Below are 17891 nucleotides of genomic sequence, written 5' to 3'. Positions count from 1 at the left end.
GCCACACCTCAAAAAAACATCACAAAAAACGCTGTTTGTTCACTTGGAGTTGTCATATTAGAACAACCACCATGCGAACAAACAGCGTTTTAATGTAGTGCTGGATAGAGATAATGCTTAGGAACTAACTTTATTTTGCTGATATTGCTCCATTGAGATAAGGACCTCACGGGGCTTGCTGCCCTCGTAAGGGCCGATGACTCCGCGAGCTTCCATGGAGTCAATCAATCGAGCAGCACGTGTATAACCGATCCGCATACGGCGCTGAAGAAGCGAAACGGAAGCTTGTTTAGCCTCTAAAATGATGTTGACAGCCTGATCGTACAGCTCATCCAGCATTTCATCTGCATCAGCCGATACCTCTTCCACCTCCGGCACAAGCGTTTCATCATACTGCGCTTCACCCTGTTCACGTACATAGTTAACAATATTTTCGACTTCTTGATCGCTCATGAACGCTCCCTGAACGCGGACAGGTTTAGAAGCCCCCATTGGCATGAACAGCATATCACCACGTCCGAGTAGCTTCTCGGCTCCGCCCATGTCCAATATGGTACGGGAGTCTACCTGCGAGGAAACGCCGAAGGCAATACGTGAAGGAATATTGGCTTTAATCACCCCGGTAATTACGTCAACCGAAGGTCTCTGGGTTGCAATGATAAGGTGGATGCCTGCTGCACGTGCCATTTGGGCAAGTCGTGCAATCGCATCCTCCACATCTCCCGCAGCTACCATCATTAAATCTGCCAACTCGTCCACAATAACGACGATGTAAGGCAGAAATGCATCCGGGTTATCTTTCATCAGATTATTATAGCCCTCAATATTACGGGTTCCTGATTTGGAAAATAACTCATATCTTTTTTCCATTTCAACTACAATTTTCTTCAATGCAAGTGAGGCACGCTTTGGATCAGTCACGACCGGAGCCAACAAATGCGGGATTCCGTTGTACACGTTCAACTCCACCATTTTAGGATCGACCATCAAAAATTTGACCTCATCCGGCTTTGCTTTGTACAAAATACTCGTGATGATCCCATTGATACACACTGATTTACCCGAACCTGTTGCCCCAGCTACAAGCAGATGGGGCATCTTGGCCAAATTACCAACAATCGTCTGTCCTGCAATATCACGTCCGAATGCAATGGATAAATTGGAAGTTGACTCCTGGAAAACGGTTGTCTCCATTACCTCACGCATCGTGACAATGGAAACTTCATTATTCGGAACCTCAATTCCGATAGCAGATTTGCCAGGAATCGGAGCCTCCATACGGATATCTTTGGCAGCAAGCGCAAGCGCAATATCATCCGTCAGACTCACAATGCGGCTGACCTTTACTCCAATGTCCGGCTGAATTTCATAACGCGTTACGGCAGGGCCACGGACAACCTCCAGCACCTTCGCCCGCACACCAAAGCTTTCCAGCGTTGCTTCCAGCTTGCGTGCCGTTTGCATGTAATCCTTTTGTCCCATACCTTTGCCTACGTTTTGTGGTTTAGCAAGCAAACGAAACGATGGGAGCTTGTAAGGTTTAGGCGGCGGCGGAGCCGGAATAGCTGTATGGGTACCTTCAGCCTCTTCGCCTGCAACCCCAGTTGCAATCGTCTGAGCTTGTCCCTGAGCACCTTCTAATGTCCCCTGGATCGTTGTCGAATCATCCATATCCGTATTCGCATGGGCATCCACAAAGTCATCATCCAGGGATTCATCAATAATGGAAGTTGTCTGCTCTGCCCCTGTCAGGGACTCTCCAAATTCAGCTTCCGGTCTTCTTTCCTCATGCTTTACTTGTTCGAAGAAATCCCTAATAATCGGCGACCTTTTTACCGGAGTTGCAGCTTCCTCCTCAGCGTGTTCGACTACGTCAGACAGCTCTTCACTCTGGTTATCGTTTCTCCACTGGGCCTGCGCGTCCTCAGCTTCATATGGAAGATCATGATCATCCTCATCCGTATCGACGGAATGCTTCTCCTTGTCCGCTTTATCTGAATTTTTGAGACCAAACAACTGAAAGAAAATCGGTTGTTTGCCTGCAGGAGGCTGCATTTCGTCAAAGTCATCATCCATGTCTTCCTCATAGGAAGGAATCGGCTCAGACTTGATTTTTCTATTTCCACTACCTTTGCTAGATGCCGAAAGCGGAGTAGCTTTACCAGTCCATTTTTTACGCACGCTTCCCCCGACTGTCAGCAGCTTGGTCTTTACAATCCGTACCAAATCCACATAGGACAGTTGGGTCATCAGCATGAAACAAATGACGAACATAACAATCATGATCAGTTTAGCTCCTGTGAGACCAAACAGCCACAACAGAACAGTAAGCTGCAATGCGCCTACGTACCCCCCGCTGATATCCTTGTTCAGCATTGAGGTATGGCCCTGCTGGTCAGGCGACAGCAACTGCTCACGCATATCTATATGTATCTGGGTCATCACTCCGCCCGGCTGAAGCGCGTTGATCGGCCCCAAACGCTGCTCCATAGATGAAATAGAACTCATAAGTGTAAAGGCAAATACCAACAGGAGCAAACCCGTTTTACGCGAGTTCCACTGGTTCGGCCACTTGCGGTGAATCATCACCATCAGACCATAATAAATGCCAATGAGAGGGATAACAAAATAGAATTTCCCCAGTACGAGCCCAAACATCTTGGATAGCGACCGACCAACTGCCGCTTCACCCGACAACGCAATGACCGCTAATGTAATCAGCACAATGCCGTAAATTTCAAATTTTAGAACTCCGCCAAATGCGGCTTTCTTTTTTCTTTTTCTTCTTCTGGACATACAAGGTCACCCCCCAGAAGAATATTATACCACGTCACCCGGTATCCGCACATATGTTCTTTTTCAGCAGTAAATGACCTATTTCTATACTATTCGACACCTTCTACGACCACTCGATAACTTGACCTGGTCCATAACGCGGATTCAGGTAGGCTTCCAGCGGACAGTCCAACAACCGTACAATGATCCCCCGACGACTTTCAAGCGGCTGTACCTGCATAAGTAGACCGTCTACCCGAACCTCTGCAAGCTCCTCAGCCTCTTTCCACATCCCTTGCCATACCATTTCCATTGGCATCACAGTATATAGTGTCATTGAGGTAGCTCCCTGCTTTGCTCCCCTGACAGTGTCTCTGTAGGAGTTCCTGTGGGACTGGGAGAAAAAGGAGCATACGGAGCCTGCTGTTGAATCCCAGCGATCCCGTTTTGCTGACGCCGCGTTTCAATAATGGTGTTCAGCTGTTTTAAAGCCTCTCCGATGCCTCCAACCGCGTCCATCAATCCATACTTCACTGCATCCGCTCCCCCAACCGCTGTACCAATATCGCGGTTTAACTCACCGGTTTTAAACATCAGTTCCTTAAACTGCTCTTCTGTAATACGAGAATGAGAAACGACGAAGCGTACAACACGTTCCTGCATTTTTTCCATGTATTCAAAAGTTTGTGGTACTCCAATGACCAGACCGTTCATCCGAATGGGATGAATGGTCATCGTCGCACTCTCCGCAATGTAGGAATAAGTGGAAGACACAGCAATCGGCACACCGATGCTATGCCCCCCACCTATGACAATAGTCACCGTTGGTTTACTCATCGATGCGATCATTTCAGCAATAGCCAGTCCTGCCTCTACATCACCACCAACTGTATTCAGCAAAATCATTAATCCTTCGATACGAGGATTTTGTTCTGCCGCTACCAACTGGGGAATAATGTGCTCATATTTTGTCGTTTTGTTTTGAGGCGGTAAAATGAGATGCCCTTCAATCTGACCGATAATCGTCATGCAAAAAATATTGGACTCGCCTCCAGGCATGGAAGTTTGACCCAGCTGCTGCAAAGCCTCCATAGCAGGTAAAGCGGGTCTTTGCCCAATTTCTGGTTGATCTGGCGCTTCCGTTTCCTCGTTGCCAGATGTTAGATTGCTGTATTGTTCCATATGGGTGATCTTCCTTTCGCTTTACGCATCTATATGACCCGTATTCACCCTATAGTATGGGATGGAAATGGAATATTTTATACCCGACCCCATGCTTTTCCTTGTCCCGCAAAATCAAAAAAGCCTCTCCTCCCGCGGAAACCGTCCAATATTTCCTGCGGGAAGAGAGGCGACTGTGTGCCTGTGACTTAAGTTTTTAATTCAGGTTTTTGAACAAAATTCAATTGAATCACACTTCCATTATAATTGGCAGGATCATCGGTCTGCGACGAGTTTGCTCATACAAGAAGCGACCTAGTGCATCCTTGACATTTGTCTTGAGGGAAGCCCATTCATTTACATTTTCACTCATGAGCTTATGCAGTGTACTTGAGACAATACGATTTGCTTCATCCAGTAGACCTTCCGATTCACGGACATATACGAAACCGCGGGAAATGATATCTGGGCCTGATTTAATCGTTCCGTCTTGCTTGCTCAGCGTGACAACCACCACCAAAATACCGTCCTGTGACAGCAATTTGCGGTCGCGCAATACGATATTTCCTACATCCCCTACGCCTAGTCCATCGATCAGTACGTTGCCTGCTGTAACTTTACCAGCTCTGCGTGCTCCGCCATTCTGAATTTCAATGACTTCACCGATATCCGTGATGAAGATATTTTCAGGCTCTATACCTACGCCTTCAGCAAGAAGAGCGTGACGACGTTGCATTCTAAACTCACCATGAATTGGCAAGAAGAACTTTGGTTTCATCAGATTCAGCATCAGCTTGAGTTCTTCCTGGCTTCCGTGTCCAGAAACGTGGATACCTGGATTAGCTGCGCTGTAATATACATTGGCACCCAGACGGAACAGTTCATCAATTGTGCGTCCAACGTATTTTTCATTACCCGGTACCGGAGTAGCTGCGATGATGACTGAATCCCCTGGAAGAATGTCAACCTTTCGATGTGTGGAACGAGCCATTCTTGTCAAAGCGGACATCGGTTCACCCTGACTGCCTGTGCAGAGAATAACTACACGATCCGCTGACATTTTGCCAACTTCTTCAGGCTCAATCAGCATTCCATCTGGAATTTCCAAATAGCCCAAGTCCGAAGCAATACCTACGACATTAACCATGCTTCGACCAATAACTGTTACTTTACGTCCCGTAGCTTCAGCAGCATTAATTACCTGCTGAATACGATGTACGTTAGAAGCAAAAGTGGCTACGACCACACGCTGTCTCGACTTGCGGAAAATGTCTTCCAGGACAATACCAACGCTCTTTTCCGAAGGTGTAAAGCCCGGTTTCTCGGCATTTGTACTGTCTGACAAAAGAGCCAGTACACCACGTGTGCCAATTTCAGCCATACGCTGCAAATCTGCATATTGTCCGTTCACCGGAGTATGGTCAAATTTGAAGTCACCTGTATGAACAACAGCGCCTTCAGGAGTATCAATACATACACCTACAGAATCCGGAATACTATGGTTGGTTCTGAAGAAAGTTGCTTTTAGTGTGGAACCCAGCTTGATTTCGGAATCAGCATTGATCAAAATACGTTTGGTTTCACCAAGCAGATTCGCTTCCTTCAGCTTGTTTTCCACCAATCCCAGCGTCAATTTGGTACCATATACTGGTACATTCAAATGTTTCAACACGTAAGGCAAACCGCCGATATGGTCCTCGTGACCATGAGTCAGCACAATGCCTCTTACTTTGTCGCGGTTCTCTGTAAGGTAGGAAATATCAGGAATAACGATATCAATGCCCAGCATGTCCTCTTCCGGGAATTTCAGACCGGAATCCACCACGACAATGTCATTGCCGTATTGAACGACATACATATTTTTCCCGATTTCACCGACGCCGCCCAAAGCGAAAATCATCAATTTATCGTTGTTTGTTTTTTTAGACAAATGAATCTAAACCTCCTATGGTAGTTGGACGTCGTACCTTGATTTGTTTATTTAATTTTCAAAAAAATACCGCACCCAGTCACTTGACCCCATTATACATGATTAAAATAAGAAAAAACAAGTCATCCTGTTCGTTACGCTAGGTTTCCCATTGCCGTCTGAAACCATTAGTATCTGTCATTTTATCTACATACATGGTTGAAAGCACAGCAAAAAGGACGTCCTATAAGAACGCCCTTCACGCTGGAGAACCTTGTCAGACAATAAACTCTATCGGTTTTGTACCTACCGACTGCCCTTAACAAGGATACTCCTTAGTATTAATTAACAGCTTACATTCCTATTTCTCTTTAGCGGGTAAATAATTTCTTAATAAATTCCGCTTCATCCTCAGTTGGAGGAATGAGTGGCAACCGAACCGAACCTACCTTAATCCCCCGTAATTCCAATGCATATTTTACTGCCACCGGATTAGGCAGAGGATGAGGACAGCCAAACAAACCCTTGAAAATCGGGAACAACTGCTGATGCAACTTGGCTGCCTCCTGCGAGTGTCCTCCTACAAGTGAATCGATCATCTGCTTCATTTCAGCACCTACCACATGACTCGCTACGCTGATAATACCATAAGCACCTACAGCCATAGCAGGCAACCCAGAAGCATCATCCCCGGAATAAACCAGAAAACCTTCTGGCGCTGACGCTGCAATCTGTGTGACCTGCGCAAGTGATGCACATTCTTTGGTTCCCACAATGTTCGGAATTTGTGCAAGACGCAGCGTTGTTTCAGCTGTTAGACTCGCTCCAGTACGGCTTGGAACATTATACAGTATAGCTGGAAGGGATGTGGAGTTTGCAATACTTTCGAAATGCTGATACATCCCTTCCTGATTCGGTTTATTATAATATGGTACTACCAGTAGAACACCATCTGCTCCTGCCTGCTCCGCGGCACGGGTTAGATGAATAGAGTGACGCGTATTGTTGCTTCCAGTCCCGGCAATAATTTTACATCGTCCAGCTGCTTTTTCTACAACAAATGCAAACAACTTGATTTTTTCATCATCGCTCAGGGTAGGAGACTCCCCTGTTGTTCCAGATACAACAAGTGACTCTGAGTGCTGTTCTTCTATTAAGTAATCAATCAACGAGGACAATGCAGTCCAGTCAATCTCTCCTTGCTGATCAAAAGGTGTCACCATTGCGGTAATCAATCTGCCGAAGTTCACCATGCTGCCTCCTTTTTGCAAGTCCGAGCACGGACAATGCACCTATTGATGGAGTTCAAATTTATTATGCAATGCGCGTACAGCCTGCACCATATCTTCTTTTTTAACAAGTACCCAGATCGTCGTGTTGGAATCTGCGGATTGAAGGATCTGTACGTCTGATTCTGCCAATGCCTCCACAATCGTCGCCATAATGCCCGGTACCCCGTTGATACCACCGCCTATGACAGAAACTTTAGCACACCCGGCCAGTATCTTAGGTTCTAGACCCAAACCGTTCAATACTTCAACCGCTTTGCTTCCATCATGATCGAACACAGTATAAACTGCCCCCGATGGAGTTACGTTAATAAAGTCAACGCTGATTCCATGTTCAGCCATAGATTTGAATACTTGTAATTGCAAGTGCTCCAAACCCGGCTTTAATTCAACATTAATCTGAGTGACATTGCCGACATACGCAATACCGGTCACGAAACGGTCTACGATGTCTGCCTGCACGTCTTTAAAGCCTTCCGGGTGGGTAACTAACGTACCTTCTCCTTCAGAGAAGGTAGAGCGAACACGGACCGGGATATTAGCCTGCATGGCGATTTCAACAGCACGAGGATGGATAACCTTTGCTCCCTGATGAGCCATATTGCAAATCTCCGTATAGCTAACATGTGTAAGTGGCTTTGCATTTTCCACAATGCGCGGATCGGCGGTTAATATACCATTCACATCCGTATAAATATCGACCATATCCGCATGTAGAGCAGCACCCAGAGCAGTAGCTGACGTATCGCTGCCGCCCCGACCCAAGGTGGTCATATCACCGTCTGCTGTTTGTCCCTGAAAACCTGTCACAATGACAACTCTGCCTTGGTTCAACTCTTCAACAACACGGTCTGGCTTTATATCCAAAATACGAGCATTGCCGTATTGATCATCCGTAATAAAGCCCGCCTGTGCCCCAGTTAGCACCGTAGCAGGAATACCTTCCTTCTCCATCAGGCTGCATAATGTAGCAGCAGAAATGATTTCACCACAGCACAGCAGTAAATCCCGCTCGCGCTTCGGAAGACTGTCGCCGTTAGACGCCGCCCAATCCAGCAGCGTGTCGGTGGCATAAGGCTCTCCTTTTCTCCCCATGGCCGACACAACAACAACCAATTGAAGATTTTGCTCCAGCTCCCGCTTCACATGTGCCAGCACAAGTTGACGTGCTTCAGGTGTGGACAGCGAGGTTCCCCCAAATTTTTGCACCAAAATACCCATTATTCTTCCCCCATATCGGAACGTTACTCCGCGTTTGCAGCAATAATTTCCGCGATTTGCACCGCGTTCCATGCCGCTCCTTTGAGCAGATTATCGGATACAACCCACAAATTCAATCCACGGCTATTGCCCAAATCACGGCGTACACGCCCCACAAATACGTCAGGTTTTCCAGCAGCTTCGGATGCCAGTGGATAAAGCTGAGCAGCAGGATCGTCCACTAGCGTTACTCCCGGTGCCGAAGCCAGCAGATTGCGGATTTCTTCTAAATCATAATCTTTTTTAAGTTCTACATATACAGATTCCGAGTGACCGTATACAACAGGAATACGTACACACGTTGCTGTTACGTCCACAGATTCGTCACCCAGTATTTTTTTCGTTTCACGTACCATTTTCATTTCTTCCAGTGTATAACCATTGTCCTGGAATTTATCGATTTGCGGGATAGCATTGAAAGCAATCTGATGCTTTACTGGCAACGAGCCTACTGGCAACAGATCAGGCTGAACTTCATCACCGTTAAGAATCGCTGCGCTTTGACGATTCAATTCATCAATAGCTCGGCTTCCAGCCCCGGAAACGGCCTGGTATGTGGATACTATGATACGAGAAATGCCATACTGATCATATAATGGTTTCAAAGCAGCTACCATCTGAATGGTGGAGCAGTTCGGGTTCGCAATAATTCCTTGATGCTCGGCAATTTTGTCGCTATTCACCTCAGGCACTACAAGAGGAGCTGTCGGATCCATTCGGAATGCATTGGTGTTGTCAATGCAAACCGCCCCATGACGAACAGCATGCGGCGCCAATTCCTTACTTACGTCTCCACCTGCACTAAACAAAGCAATGTCGATTCCTTCAAAGCTGTCGGGGGTAGCAATCTCTACTGGAATTTGCTGACCTTTAAAGCTAATTAACGTGCCGGCAGAACGAGGCGAAGAAAGAAATTTGATTTTGTCCACAGGAAAATCCCGTTTTTCCAGCAGATTTACGATCTGTTCTCCTACAGCGCCTGTTGCTCCAACGACAGCTACATTAAACTTTCTATTGCTCATCTGGTGTATCTCCCCTTCTCGACTAAAAAACCATTTTTTATTCTGAAAGCATCCACCGCCAACAAGAAATTAGACTCGATACAATATCGAATCATCTTCTAGGCGAGGGATGCTCAGCAGTTAACTATAGTACTTCATGGGGTCTTGCGTTCCACAATCATCGGCTGAAGCTGTTTACCTTGCAATGCTTCATAAGCAGCCTCGGGAATCAACTCCATGTTAGCTACAAGCGAGTTCGGCTTTTTAACTGGATTGTCCTGTCCGAACGGCACAAAAAAGATATTTTTGGCTACGAGTAATTTGGCGATATTGGCAGCATTTAGACCCAGTCCATCATTAGTAGATATGGCTAAAAGAAGTGGACGACCGTTGCGCAATTGCGCCTTGGCAGCCATCAAAACCGGACTGTCTGTCATCGCATTCGCTAACTTACTCATTGAATTCCCCGTCAAAGGTGCAATCACCAGCACATCGAGTATTTGGGAGGGACCCAGTGGCTCAGCCTCCACAATTGTAGAAATGATATCATTCCCTGTTATATCTTTCAACTGTTTTTGCCAACTTTGCGAAGTACCAAAGCGAGTATCCGTTGTTAGTACTGTATTGGATATAATAGGAATGACCTTCGCACCCTCATCAACAAAGCGCTGTATAACAGGCATTACCTCTTCAAATGTGCAATGTGAGCCTGTAATTGCATAACCTACTGTTTTCCCTTGCCAACTCATTGTGCATCCCCCCGATCAGGATTATCTTCCATTAACAACTGCACCAGCGTATTCGCTATAATGGCACCAGCAGTTTTGGGAGCAACAATACCGGGAAGACCAGGGGCAAGCATAGCCTTGATTCCACGCTTTTCCGCATAACGGAAATCACATCCGCCCGGGGCGGAAGCAAGATCTATAATCACGGTGCTCAATGGCAATTTAGACAGGATTTGCGCTGTGATAATCATAGAGGGTATCGTATTAAAAATCAAGTCAACTCCCTTTGTCTCTTGCGCTAAATCCCTTGTCATAAAAGGCTTCCAACCCATTTCCACGGCTCTCGCTGCATCCTCTGCCCGCCGTACTCCAACCTTCACTCTGGCCCCCAACCCCTGTAGTGCCCTTGCCATGGTAAATCCAGTCCGTCCCATGCCTAGAACCATACAATCTGCACCGTGAATCGTAAAATCGGTATGCTGAATGGCCATCATCAGTGCGCCTTCGGCCGTAGGTATAGAGTTGTATATGGCCACATCATCTCTCTCCAGCAGCTCTACCAGCTTTAACTCATGTCTGGTACAAATTTCTTTTAAGTACGTCCGCGCCATCCCTGTATATACAACACAATGCGGTGGAAGAGCAGCAGCATGCTCATTCAGAAACTGGAGCTTCTGTGCTCCAAAAAGTGCATTTACGTTGCCTTCCTCATCGCATCCCACCACCGGCAAAATCAGTGCGTCTGACGATTCCAGCAGCTTGACAGACATTGGTTCTAGTGTCACTCCTTTGAGTGGTACTTCAAGCTTGTCAAAACCGACCACACTGACGGTAGCATCCATGTCCACACATTTGCGGATTACCTCAAGCTGCCTCGCATCGCCACCCAAAACAACGACGCGTATTCCTGTTAGCATCCGGATCACTCCTTTCCGAGACACGATATGCTTTTAGTCTATGCGAGTGCCCGGAGAGGGGTGAAAAAACACAAAAAAAAGCCGCCCCTTTATGAGGCGACCTTTATTTGCATGCTTACTCTTAAGCAAGAAATTTGAAGATTTTACAAAATAGACATTCGTATATCGCAAACCAACCATAACCTCAGCGTCCTGTATGGCCAAAGCCTCCAGCACCACGCACTGTTTCAGATAAATGGTCTACTTGTTTCAGCTCTACCTCAGGTACAACCTGAAATACCATTTGTGCAATTCGCTCATTGCGCGTAATCGTGAACGATTCCTCGCCCAAATTAATAAGAAGTACCTTAATCTCCCCACGATAATCCGCATCAATCGTTCCCGGTGTATTGAGACAAGTAATACCATGCTTAAGAGCCAGTCCACTTCGCGGACGGATCTGTGCCTCCAATCCCGCTGGCATAGCTATTGCAAATCCAGTTGGAACGAGGCAACGTTTGCCGGGTTCCAGTACCAGATTTTCCTGTACTGCTGCATACAAGTCAAACCCTGATGCAAGCTCTGACATTTTGCGGGGCAGCTCAATATCTTCATTGCCCGCGAGTCTGTTAATTTCCACGTAAGTTAACAAAATAGTCCCTCCTCATATCCTTTACCGCTGAATCACTCGCTCCCACCATCGACAGGGCAAACGGCTCCGAGAACATCCGATCCAGCACTTTATTCACATCATTTGCCGTCACTTGCTCGATATGCTCGATCATTTGATCCAGCGTATAATGCTGACCAAGCATCAATTCATTTTTTCCAAGCCGATTCATCCGGCTACCTGTACTTTCAAGGCTTAAAATCAAACTTCCTTTTAATTGCTCCTTACCTTTACGAAGCTCATTAGCGTCCAAACCGTTGACAGCCACATCTCGTAAAAGCTCCAGCGTCAAATCCAGCACGTCCTTTGTTTGCTTAGGAGCCGTACCTGCATAGATCGTGAACATACCACTGTCCGCATGGGAGCTATGATAGGAATAGACCGAATAAGCCAGTCCACGCTTTTCCCGAATTTCTTGAAACAAACGTGAACTCATGCCGCCGCCGATCGCGTTATTCAGCAAAACCATAGCATACTGGAGTTCGTCACCCGTTGCAAATCCAGGCAGGGATAAACAAATATGATTTTGCTCCGTTGCTTTCTCATGATACAACAGCTCACCGTTAAACGCAGGTACTGTCAGCGGCGAAACGGTTCCATGATTATCAAAATGTCCAAAATGTCGCTCCAACAATTCTACCAAGCGATCATCAACATTACCAGCCACACTGATAACTGTATTGTCGATTGTATAATGCTCCCTCATATAATGGCTGAGATGTGAGCTATCCATAGCAAGCAGGTGATCTTCGGTTCCGAGAATCGGATAAGCCAGTGGATGTTCACCATAGGCCGCGCGAGATACAAGATCATGCACCATATCATCCGGTGTATCCTCGTACATGGAGATTTCCTCCAAAATCACATTCTTCTCTTTTGCCAATTCTTCCTGATCTAGTTTGGAATTAAAAAACATATCAGACAGCACATCAACTGCGATCGGTAGATGCTCATCCAACACCTTGGCATAATAGCATGTATATTCCTTCGAAGTGAAAGCATTAACATTTCCTCCGATGGCATCGAATTGCTCAGCGATTTCCTTAGCGTTAAAACGCTCTGTTCCTTTGAAAAGCATGTGTTCGATAAAATGAGAAATACCGCTATTGTCCGGCGTTTCATTTCGGGAGCCGGTTTTAACCCAGATACCGAAAGAAACAGAACGCACGGTTGGAATTTTTTCAATGACCACTCTTAGGCCGTTTTTGAGTTGAATTCTTTCCACGATTGGCCCTCCTAAACTGAATTGCATACTTAGCCATAATGTTCAATCCTAACAGAAAAAAGACGTTCACTCAACCAGAGCAGGTAGCTGTCGATCAGGGGAAAGTGTCTGACTGACAGTTCCGAGCACAAGTCCCTTACTACGAATGGCATGGATCATGCCTTTGAGAGCAGCCGCTGAGGAATCTGTTGGGTGCATTAATATCAGTGTGCCTGATTCAACCTTACTACTGATTTTGTTAATCACCGATTCCGGTGACGGATGTTTCCAATCTACAGTGTCCAATGTCCACAACACTGTTTTGAGCCCACGTTCTGCTGCTATATCCACCGTTTGCTGATTAAAATCGCCCGATGGAGGGGCAAACCAGTTATTTTTGACGCCCAAAGTTTCTTGAAGAAGCTCTTGTGTCTTTTCAATTTCTTGTGTGGCTCTGGCCCGACTCAGACGGCTCATATTCGGATGAGAGTAAGCATGATTCGAAAGCTCATGTCCTCTTTTTTGAATCTCCTTGGCGAGTTCAGGATTTTTTTTCAGCCAACTTCCATCAAGAAAAAATGTAGCCTTGACCTTTTCCTGATCCAGCGTGTTCAGTATTGGCAGGATAAATTCATTCCCCCATGCTACATTGATCATGAAGGATACCATTGGCTTCTCGGGATTCCCCTTGTAAATTGGAACATTACCAAGCTGATTTAAATGTATTTTAGGTGCCAATTGCCGATATACATATTGAATGGGTCGATCCGGAGATGCAATCGCTTTGCGATAGGTAGCATCCAAATCCACCTCCAGTCCGTTATAGCCTGGAATAGCCTTCCATACCCTGTCGATCTTGGCATCAACTGGTTCCCGCCGCTGACGGGCTGCTTCTGTTCTTAGTCGCTGCATAAGCGCATTATCGGGTAAAGCCGCCATCGCCATCGTTGTTTCAGCTTTAGGCTCCCCAACTCCTGTAGCGTCTCCATTGCGTAATTGATTAGCGAAGTCACGAACCCCGCTAAACTGTCCGATTACCAGTGTGATGGCTAAACTGGCTACCACCCACACTGCTCTTTTTGCCCTACTCATGATTCCTTCATCCTCCCGCCCGTTTGTCCACATTGTATGCGGGGAGGACAAGAACTATGACGCAGTAGCCTCTAGAAGCCTACTTTGGCGAAGCTTGTGCATATGTATGAAAAAAGAGCCAGAAACGTAGCTCTGCCTCTTTCCAAAAGTTTAAACAATGCTATTCAAATCCCTTGTACTATTAATACGAAAAGCTACTCCTGCCTTTCTAGTCTGCAACATGCAGGTACCTAGGATTTTGCAGGTGCTTCTGCAGTCAGAACAGCCTTACGGGACAGATTGACACGACCTTGTTGATCAATTTCGGTTACTTTCACCGTAATTGTATCCCCAATAGCAATTACATCTTCAACCTTGGCTACACGTTCAGTAGACAGTTGAGAAATATGAACCAGACCATCTTTGCCCGGTAAAATTTCAACAAATGCACCGAATTTCTCAATCCGTTTTACTGTACCGATGTAAATCTCACCGACCACGACTTCCTTTACGATACCCTCAATAATGGAACGTGCTTTTTCATTCATCTCTTGATTTGTGGAAGCGATGAACACACGACCATCTTGTTCAATATCGATTTTCACGCCGGTTTCTTCGATGATTTTGTTGATGATTTTACCACCAGCTCCAATAACATCACGGATTTTGTCCGGGTTAATGTGCATCGTCATAATTTTTGGAGCATACTGAGACAACTGCTCACGTGGCTTCTGGATCGCTTCCATCATTTTGCTAAGAATGAACAAGCGTCCTTCTTTAGCTTGCTTGAGCGCATCCTGTAAAATCTGGCGGTCAATACCGTTAATTTTAATATCCATTTGAATGGCAGTTACGCCTTCCGCGGTACCAGCAACTTTAAAGTCCATATCGCCCAGGTGGTCTTCCATCCCTTGGATATCAGTCAATACGGAAACATGGTCTCCATCCTTGATCAATCCCATCGCTACACCTGCAACCGGAGCTTTAATCGGTACACCTGCATCCATCATAGCCAGTGTACTTGCACAAATACTAGCTTGTGAAGTCGAACCATTTGATTCCAGTACCTCGGAAACCAAACGGATGGTGTATGGAAATTCAGTTTCGGAAGGAATTACTTTGGAAAGTGCACGTTCACCAAGAGCACCATGTCCGATTTCACGACGGCCTGGCGCACGCAAAGGACGAGCCTCACCTACGCTGAATGGCGGGAAATTGTAATGATGCATGAAGCGTTTTGTTTCTTCCAGATCAATACCGTCCAAAATTTGTACATCACCCAATGCACCAAGTGTACAAATGCTAAGTGCTTGCGTTTGACCGCGTGTAAATAAGCCCGAACCATGAGTACGCGGCAAAATGCTAGTGTCGCTTTCAATCGGACGAATTTCGTCAAGCTTACGACCATCAGGACGCACTTTATCATGCGTGATCAGACGACGTACTTCTTCCTTGACGATATCATAGAGAACTTCGCTCACGTCGCTCAAAAGCTCAGGTGTCTCTATGTATTGTGATTCAAAATGGGCAACTGTCTCTTCGTTGACTGCATCAATCGCCTCTTGACGGGCGTGTTTTTCTGCAATTTTAACAGCTTCCATTAAACGTTCAGCTGCATAAGCACGTACTTCACTGTTCACTTTTTCATCAACAGCATGCAGTTTAACCTGCATTTTTTCTTTACCTGCTACTTGCACCAATTGTTCAATGACTGCCACAATGTTCTTAATCTCATCATGACCGAACATAATAGCTTCCAGCATAACTTCCTCTGGAATCTCATTGCCCTCGGCTTCTACCATCATGATGGCATCTTTCGTTCCGGCTACAACCAGGTACAGATCGCTTGCATTCTGCTGTGCAATATCCGGGTTAATCACAAATTGCCCGTCTACACGTCCTACAGCGACTCCTCCGATTGGTCCATTAAAAGGTACATCCGAAATGCTAAGTGCTGCCGAGGTTCCGATCATTGCTGCAATTTCAGGTTCGCAATCCTGATCGACACTCATAACCAGGTTCAACACCTGTACATCATTCCGGAAACCTTCCGGGAACAATGGGCGAATTGGACGGTCTGTCAAACGGCTGGACAAAATCGCTTTTTGACTCGGACGTCCTTCACGTTTAATAAATCCGCCAGGAATTTTCCCTACAGCATACAATCTTTCCTCATAGTTTACGGTCAGAGGAAAAAAGTCCAAATCTTTCGGTTCACGGGAAGCGGTCACGGTACAAAGCACAACTGTTTCTCCGTAGCTCACTTTAACTGCCGCATTGGCTTGTTTCGCAAGACGTCCTGTTTCCAGCACCAGCTTTCTTCCGCCGAGCTGCATTTCTACGCGTTGCTCCATGGTATCCCTCCATTTCATTTCATTGTAAAAGTTCTATACATATCCAGTATTTCCTGCGCAGGGCTTATTCATAAGAAGCTAGCAGACAAATCAGGATATGTAATTCAAAAAAAGATTCCTCATTTCAAAAAAGAACCCGGCTGCTGTCCGCCGTCGCCTTAGCAGGGACAAGCGGTGAACAACCAGGCTTCTTTTCTCATTACATGTCTGAAAATTAACGACGCAGTCCGAGACGCTCGATCAACGCACTGTAACGTTTAACATCAGTCTTCTTCAGGTAAGCCAAAAGTTTACGACGCTGACCGACCATTTTCAACAACCCGCGGCGGGAGTGATGGTCTTTCTTGTGCGAACGAAAGTGACTTTGCAAGTTGACGATGTTTTCAGTAAGGATAGCGATTTGTACCTCTGGTGATCCTGTATCGGATTCATGAGTTTTGTACTCCTCGATCAATTGCTGTTTACGCTCTTGAGTCAATGCCATCCTGTTCACCTCCTTCATTATAATCGCCATTAGCCTCGTAGCCGCCGGTGAAAGCGGACAACCAAGCTAAGGTTCATCGTTGTTTACACAACATAAGTCAGTATAACACAGCGCCTGTCTTATGTAAATAAATTAGCCTAACAGCTTTTTAGCCGTTTGTGCGTCATTGCCAATTTGGCTGATCAGCTCATCCACCGAAGAGAATTTGCGTTCAGGGCGGATGTAATGGTGAAGCTCCACAAGCACAGAATTCCCATAAATTTGCTGATTAAAATCAAATAGGTGTACCTCAAACGACGGATTCAGCACACCTTCATGAAAAGTAGGCTTAACCCCTACATTCATTACACCATTTATCCAACGATCGCCTACAAGCGCCCGTACAGCGTATACACCCTTAATCGGAATCACGTAGGTATCATCCAGTTTGAGATTAGCGGTCGGAAAACCGATCGTACGTCCGCGCTTCTCTCCATCCATTACAGTACCTTGGATACGATAAGGACGTCCCAACCAGCGAGAGGCATGTGCTAGATCCCCGTTCTGTAAAGCACGGCGAATGCCAGAACTGCTCACCTTGTCCCCATCCAGCTCGAACGGTGATACGGTGTGTACAGACATCAGCTCTCCTCCCAGCTTACGGAGGGTATCCTCATGCCCGGCTCCCCGGTGGCCAAACCGAAAATCAAAGCCTACTACCGCTGTTCGAATTTGCAATGGAAGCAGCACATCGCTTATAAACGCCTCAGGGCTGACCTTAGAAAATTCTTCGTTAAAACTCAAAATATAAAGTACGTCCACACCCATATCAGCCAGAATAGTCTGCTTGTCCGCAAGCGGTGTTAAATAACCTTCATAATCGCCTTTTTTCATGACTTCCTTTGGGTGAGGATGAAATGTCATGACAGATACCGGCACTTGCTGTTCACGAGCCAGCGCAACGGCCTTACGTATCACGCTTGCGTGTCCCAGATGAAGACCATCAAACTGACCGATCGCCGTGACCTGTGGACGTCCCCATTGCTGCAAAAGCTCATCACTCAATGGATAAGATAACGATACGGTAATCATTATTAATTCACCTGCATT

General features: G+C 46.2%; 15 protein-coding genes. All 15 read right to left on the bottom strand.

Going from position 1 to position 17891, the window contains the following annotated elements:
• Positions 1 to 117: 117 nt before the first annotated feature.
• A complete protein-coding gene (locus tag ACM1ND_RS10520; protein ID WP_418027642.1) occupies positions 118 to 2796 on the bottom strand; it encodes a DNA translocase FtsK 4TM domain-containing protein in 2679 nt (892 codons plus the stop codon).
• A gap of 103 nt (positions 2797 to 2899) precedes the next feature.
• The gene (locus tag ACM1ND_RS10515) at positions 2900 to 3112 is read right to left on the bottom strand and encodes a YlzJ-like family protein (RefSeq protein WP_023988229.1); all 213 of its coding nucleotides are present in this window, start codon (positions 3110 to 3112) and stop codon (positions 2900 to 2902) included.
• Positions 3109 to 3957 carry a ClpP family protease gene (locus ACM1ND_RS10510; RefSeq protein WP_023988228.1) on the bottom strand — a complete coding sequence of 283 codons (849 nt, stop codon included), beginning with the start codon at positions 3955 to 3957 and terminating at the stop codon, positions 3109 to 3111. Before ACM1ND_RS10510 ends, ACM1ND_RS10515 begins: the two co-directional genes overlap by 4 nt.
• A gap of 229 nt (positions 3958 to 4186) precedes the next feature.
• Entirely contained in the window at positions 4187 to 5866 is a 1680-nt protein-coding gene (locus ACM1ND_RS10505) for a ribonuclease J (RefSeq protein WP_013309942.1), read from the bottom strand.
• Between the two features lie 350 nt (positions 5867 to 6216).
• Positions 6217 to 7098, bottom strand: a complete 882-nt coding sequence (gene dapA, locus ACM1ND_RS10500) for a 4-hydroxy-tetrahydrodipicolinate synthase (protein ID WP_028542708.1) — start codon at positions 7096 to 7098, stop codon at positions 6217 to 6219.
• Positions 7099 to 7137: 39 nt separating this feature from the next.
• The gene (gene dapG, locus ACM1ND_RS10495; protein ID WP_013309940.1) at positions 7138 to 8355 is read right to left on the bottom strand and encodes an aspartate kinase; all 1218 of its coding nucleotides are present in this window, start codon (positions 8353 to 8355) and stop codon (positions 7138 to 7140) included.
• A gap of 23 nt (positions 8356 to 8378) precedes the next feature.
• Positions 8379 to 9416 carry an aspartate-semialdehyde dehydrogenase gene (locus tag ACM1ND_RS10490; RefSeq protein WP_013309939.1) on the bottom strand — a complete coding sequence of 346 codons (1038 nt, stop codon included), beginning with the start codon at positions 9414 to 9416 and terminating at the stop codon, positions 8379 to 8381.
• A 134-nt stretch (positions 9417 to 9550) separates the two neighbouring features.
• Positions 9551 to 10144: a dipicolinate synthase subunit B gene (locus tag ACM1ND_RS10485; RefSeq protein WP_023988226.1), complete on the bottom strand. Its 594-nt coding sequence runs from the start codon at positions 10142 to 10144 to the stop codon at positions 9551 to 9553.
• Complete coding sequence (gene dpsA, locus ACM1ND_RS10480; protein WP_028542709.1) at positions 10141 to 11040, bottom strand: dipicolinate synthase subunit DpsA; 900 nt, start codon at positions 11038 to 11040, stop codon at positions 10141 to 10143. The genes ACM1ND_RS10485 and dpsA overlap by 4 nt, the downstream gene beginning before the upstream one ends.
• Before the next feature lie 184 nt (positions 11041 to 11224).
• Entirely contained in the window at positions 11225 to 11671 is a 447-nt protein-coding gene (gene dut / locus ACM1ND_RS10475) for a dUTP diphosphatase (protein WP_023988224.1), read from the bottom strand.
• Positions 11649 to 12914, bottom strand: a complete 1266-nt coding sequence (locus ACM1ND_RS10470; RefSeq protein WP_023988223.1) for a M16 family metallopeptidase — start codon at positions 12912 to 12914, stop codon at positions 11649 to 11651. The genes dut and ACM1ND_RS10470 overlap by 23 nt, the downstream gene beginning before the upstream one ends.
• A gap of 66 nt (positions 12915 to 12980) precedes the next feature.
• Positions 12981 to 13985 (bottom strand): polysaccharide deacetylase family protein, encoded by a 1005-nt coding sequence (locus ACM1ND_RS10465; protein WP_179085422.1) that lies wholly within the window; start codon positions 13983 to 13985, stop codon positions 12981 to 12983.
• Between the two features lie 230 nt (positions 13986 to 14215).
• A complete protein-coding gene (gene pnp, locus ACM1ND_RS10460; protein WP_023988221.1) occupies positions 14216 to 16318 on the bottom strand; it encodes a polyribonucleotide nucleotidyltransferase in 2103 nt (700 codons plus the stop codon).
• 214 nt (positions 16319 to 16532) lie between these two features.
• A complete protein-coding gene (gene rpsO / locus ACM1ND_RS10455) occupies positions 16533 to 16802 on the bottom strand; it encodes a 30S ribosomal protein S15 (RefSeq protein ID WP_007430074.1) in 270 nt (89 codons plus the stop codon).
• Positions 16803 to 16934: 132 nt separating this feature from the next.
• Complete coding sequence (locus ACM1ND_RS10450) at positions 16935 to 17873, bottom strand: bifunctional riboflavin kinase/FAD synthetase (RefSeq protein WP_028542712.1); 939 nt, start codon at positions 17871 to 17873, stop codon at positions 16935 to 16937.
• Positions 17874 to 17891 lie beyond the last annotated feature (18 nt).

This window comes from Paenibacillus sp. JJ1722 (assembly GCF_048282685.1).
In the GTDB taxonomy this organism is placed as follows: domain Bacteria; phylum Bacillota; class Bacilli; order Paenibacillales; family Paenibacillaceae; genus Paenibacillus; species Paenibacillus polymyxa_B.
The sequence above is the reverse complement of the archived record's forward strand: the minus strand, read 5'-3'. Positions and strand labels throughout refer to the sequence as shown.

What these genes read in the sequence shown, in the direction of transcription:
- ACM1ND_RS10520 (WP_418027642.1), bottom strand. Translation starts at nt 2,796, where the DNA reads ATGTCCAGAAGAAGAAAAAGAAAAAAGAAAGCCGCATTTGGCGGAGTT.
- ACM1ND_RS10490 (WP_013309939.1), bottom strand. Translation starts at nt 9,416, where the DNA reads ATGAGCAATAGAAAGTTTAATGTAGCTGTCGTTGGAGCAACAGGCGCT.
- dpsA (WP_028542709.1), bottom strand. Translation starts at nt 11,040, where the DNA reads ATGCTAACAGGAATACGCGTCGTTGTTTTGGGTGGCGATGCGAGGCAG.
- ACM1ND_RS10450 (WP_028542712.1), bottom strand. Translation starts at nt 17,873, where the DNA reads ATGATTACCGTATCGTTATCTTATCCATTGAGTGATGAGCTTTTGCAG.
- pnp (WP_023988221.1), bottom strand. Translation starts at nt 16,318, where the DNA reads ATGGAGCAACGCGTAGAAATGCAGCTCGGCGGAAGAAAGCTGGTGCTG.
- rpsO (WP_007430074.1), bottom strand. Translation starts at nt 16,802, where the DNA reads ATGGCATTGACTCAAGAGCGTAAACAGCAATTGATCGAGGAGTACAAA.
- dapA (WP_028542708.1), bottom strand. Translation starts at nt 7,098, where the DNA reads ATGGTGAACTTCGGCAGATTGATTACCGCAATGGTGACACCTTTTGAT.
- dapG (WP_013309940.1), bottom strand. Translation starts at nt 8,355, where the DNA reads ATGGGTATTTTGGTGCAAAAATTTGGGGGAACCTCGCTGTCCACACCT.
- ACM1ND_RS10485 (WP_023988226.1), bottom strand. Translation starts at nt 10,144, where the DNA reads ATGAGTTGGCAAGGGAAAACAGTAGGTTATGCAATTACAGGCTCACAT.
- ACM1ND_RS10510 (WP_023988228.1), bottom strand. Translation starts at nt 3,957, where the DNA reads ATGGAACAATACAGCAATCTAACATCTGGCAACGAGGAAACGGAAGCG.
- ACM1ND_RS10515 (WP_023988229.1), bottom strand. Translation starts at nt 3,112, where the DNA reads ATGACACTATATACTGTGATGCCAATGGAAATGGTATGGCAAGGGATG.
- ACM1ND_RS10465 (WP_179085422.1), bottom strand. Translation starts at nt 13,985, where the DNA reads ATGAGTAGGGCAAAAAGAGCAGTGTGGGTGGTAGCCAGTTTAGCCATC.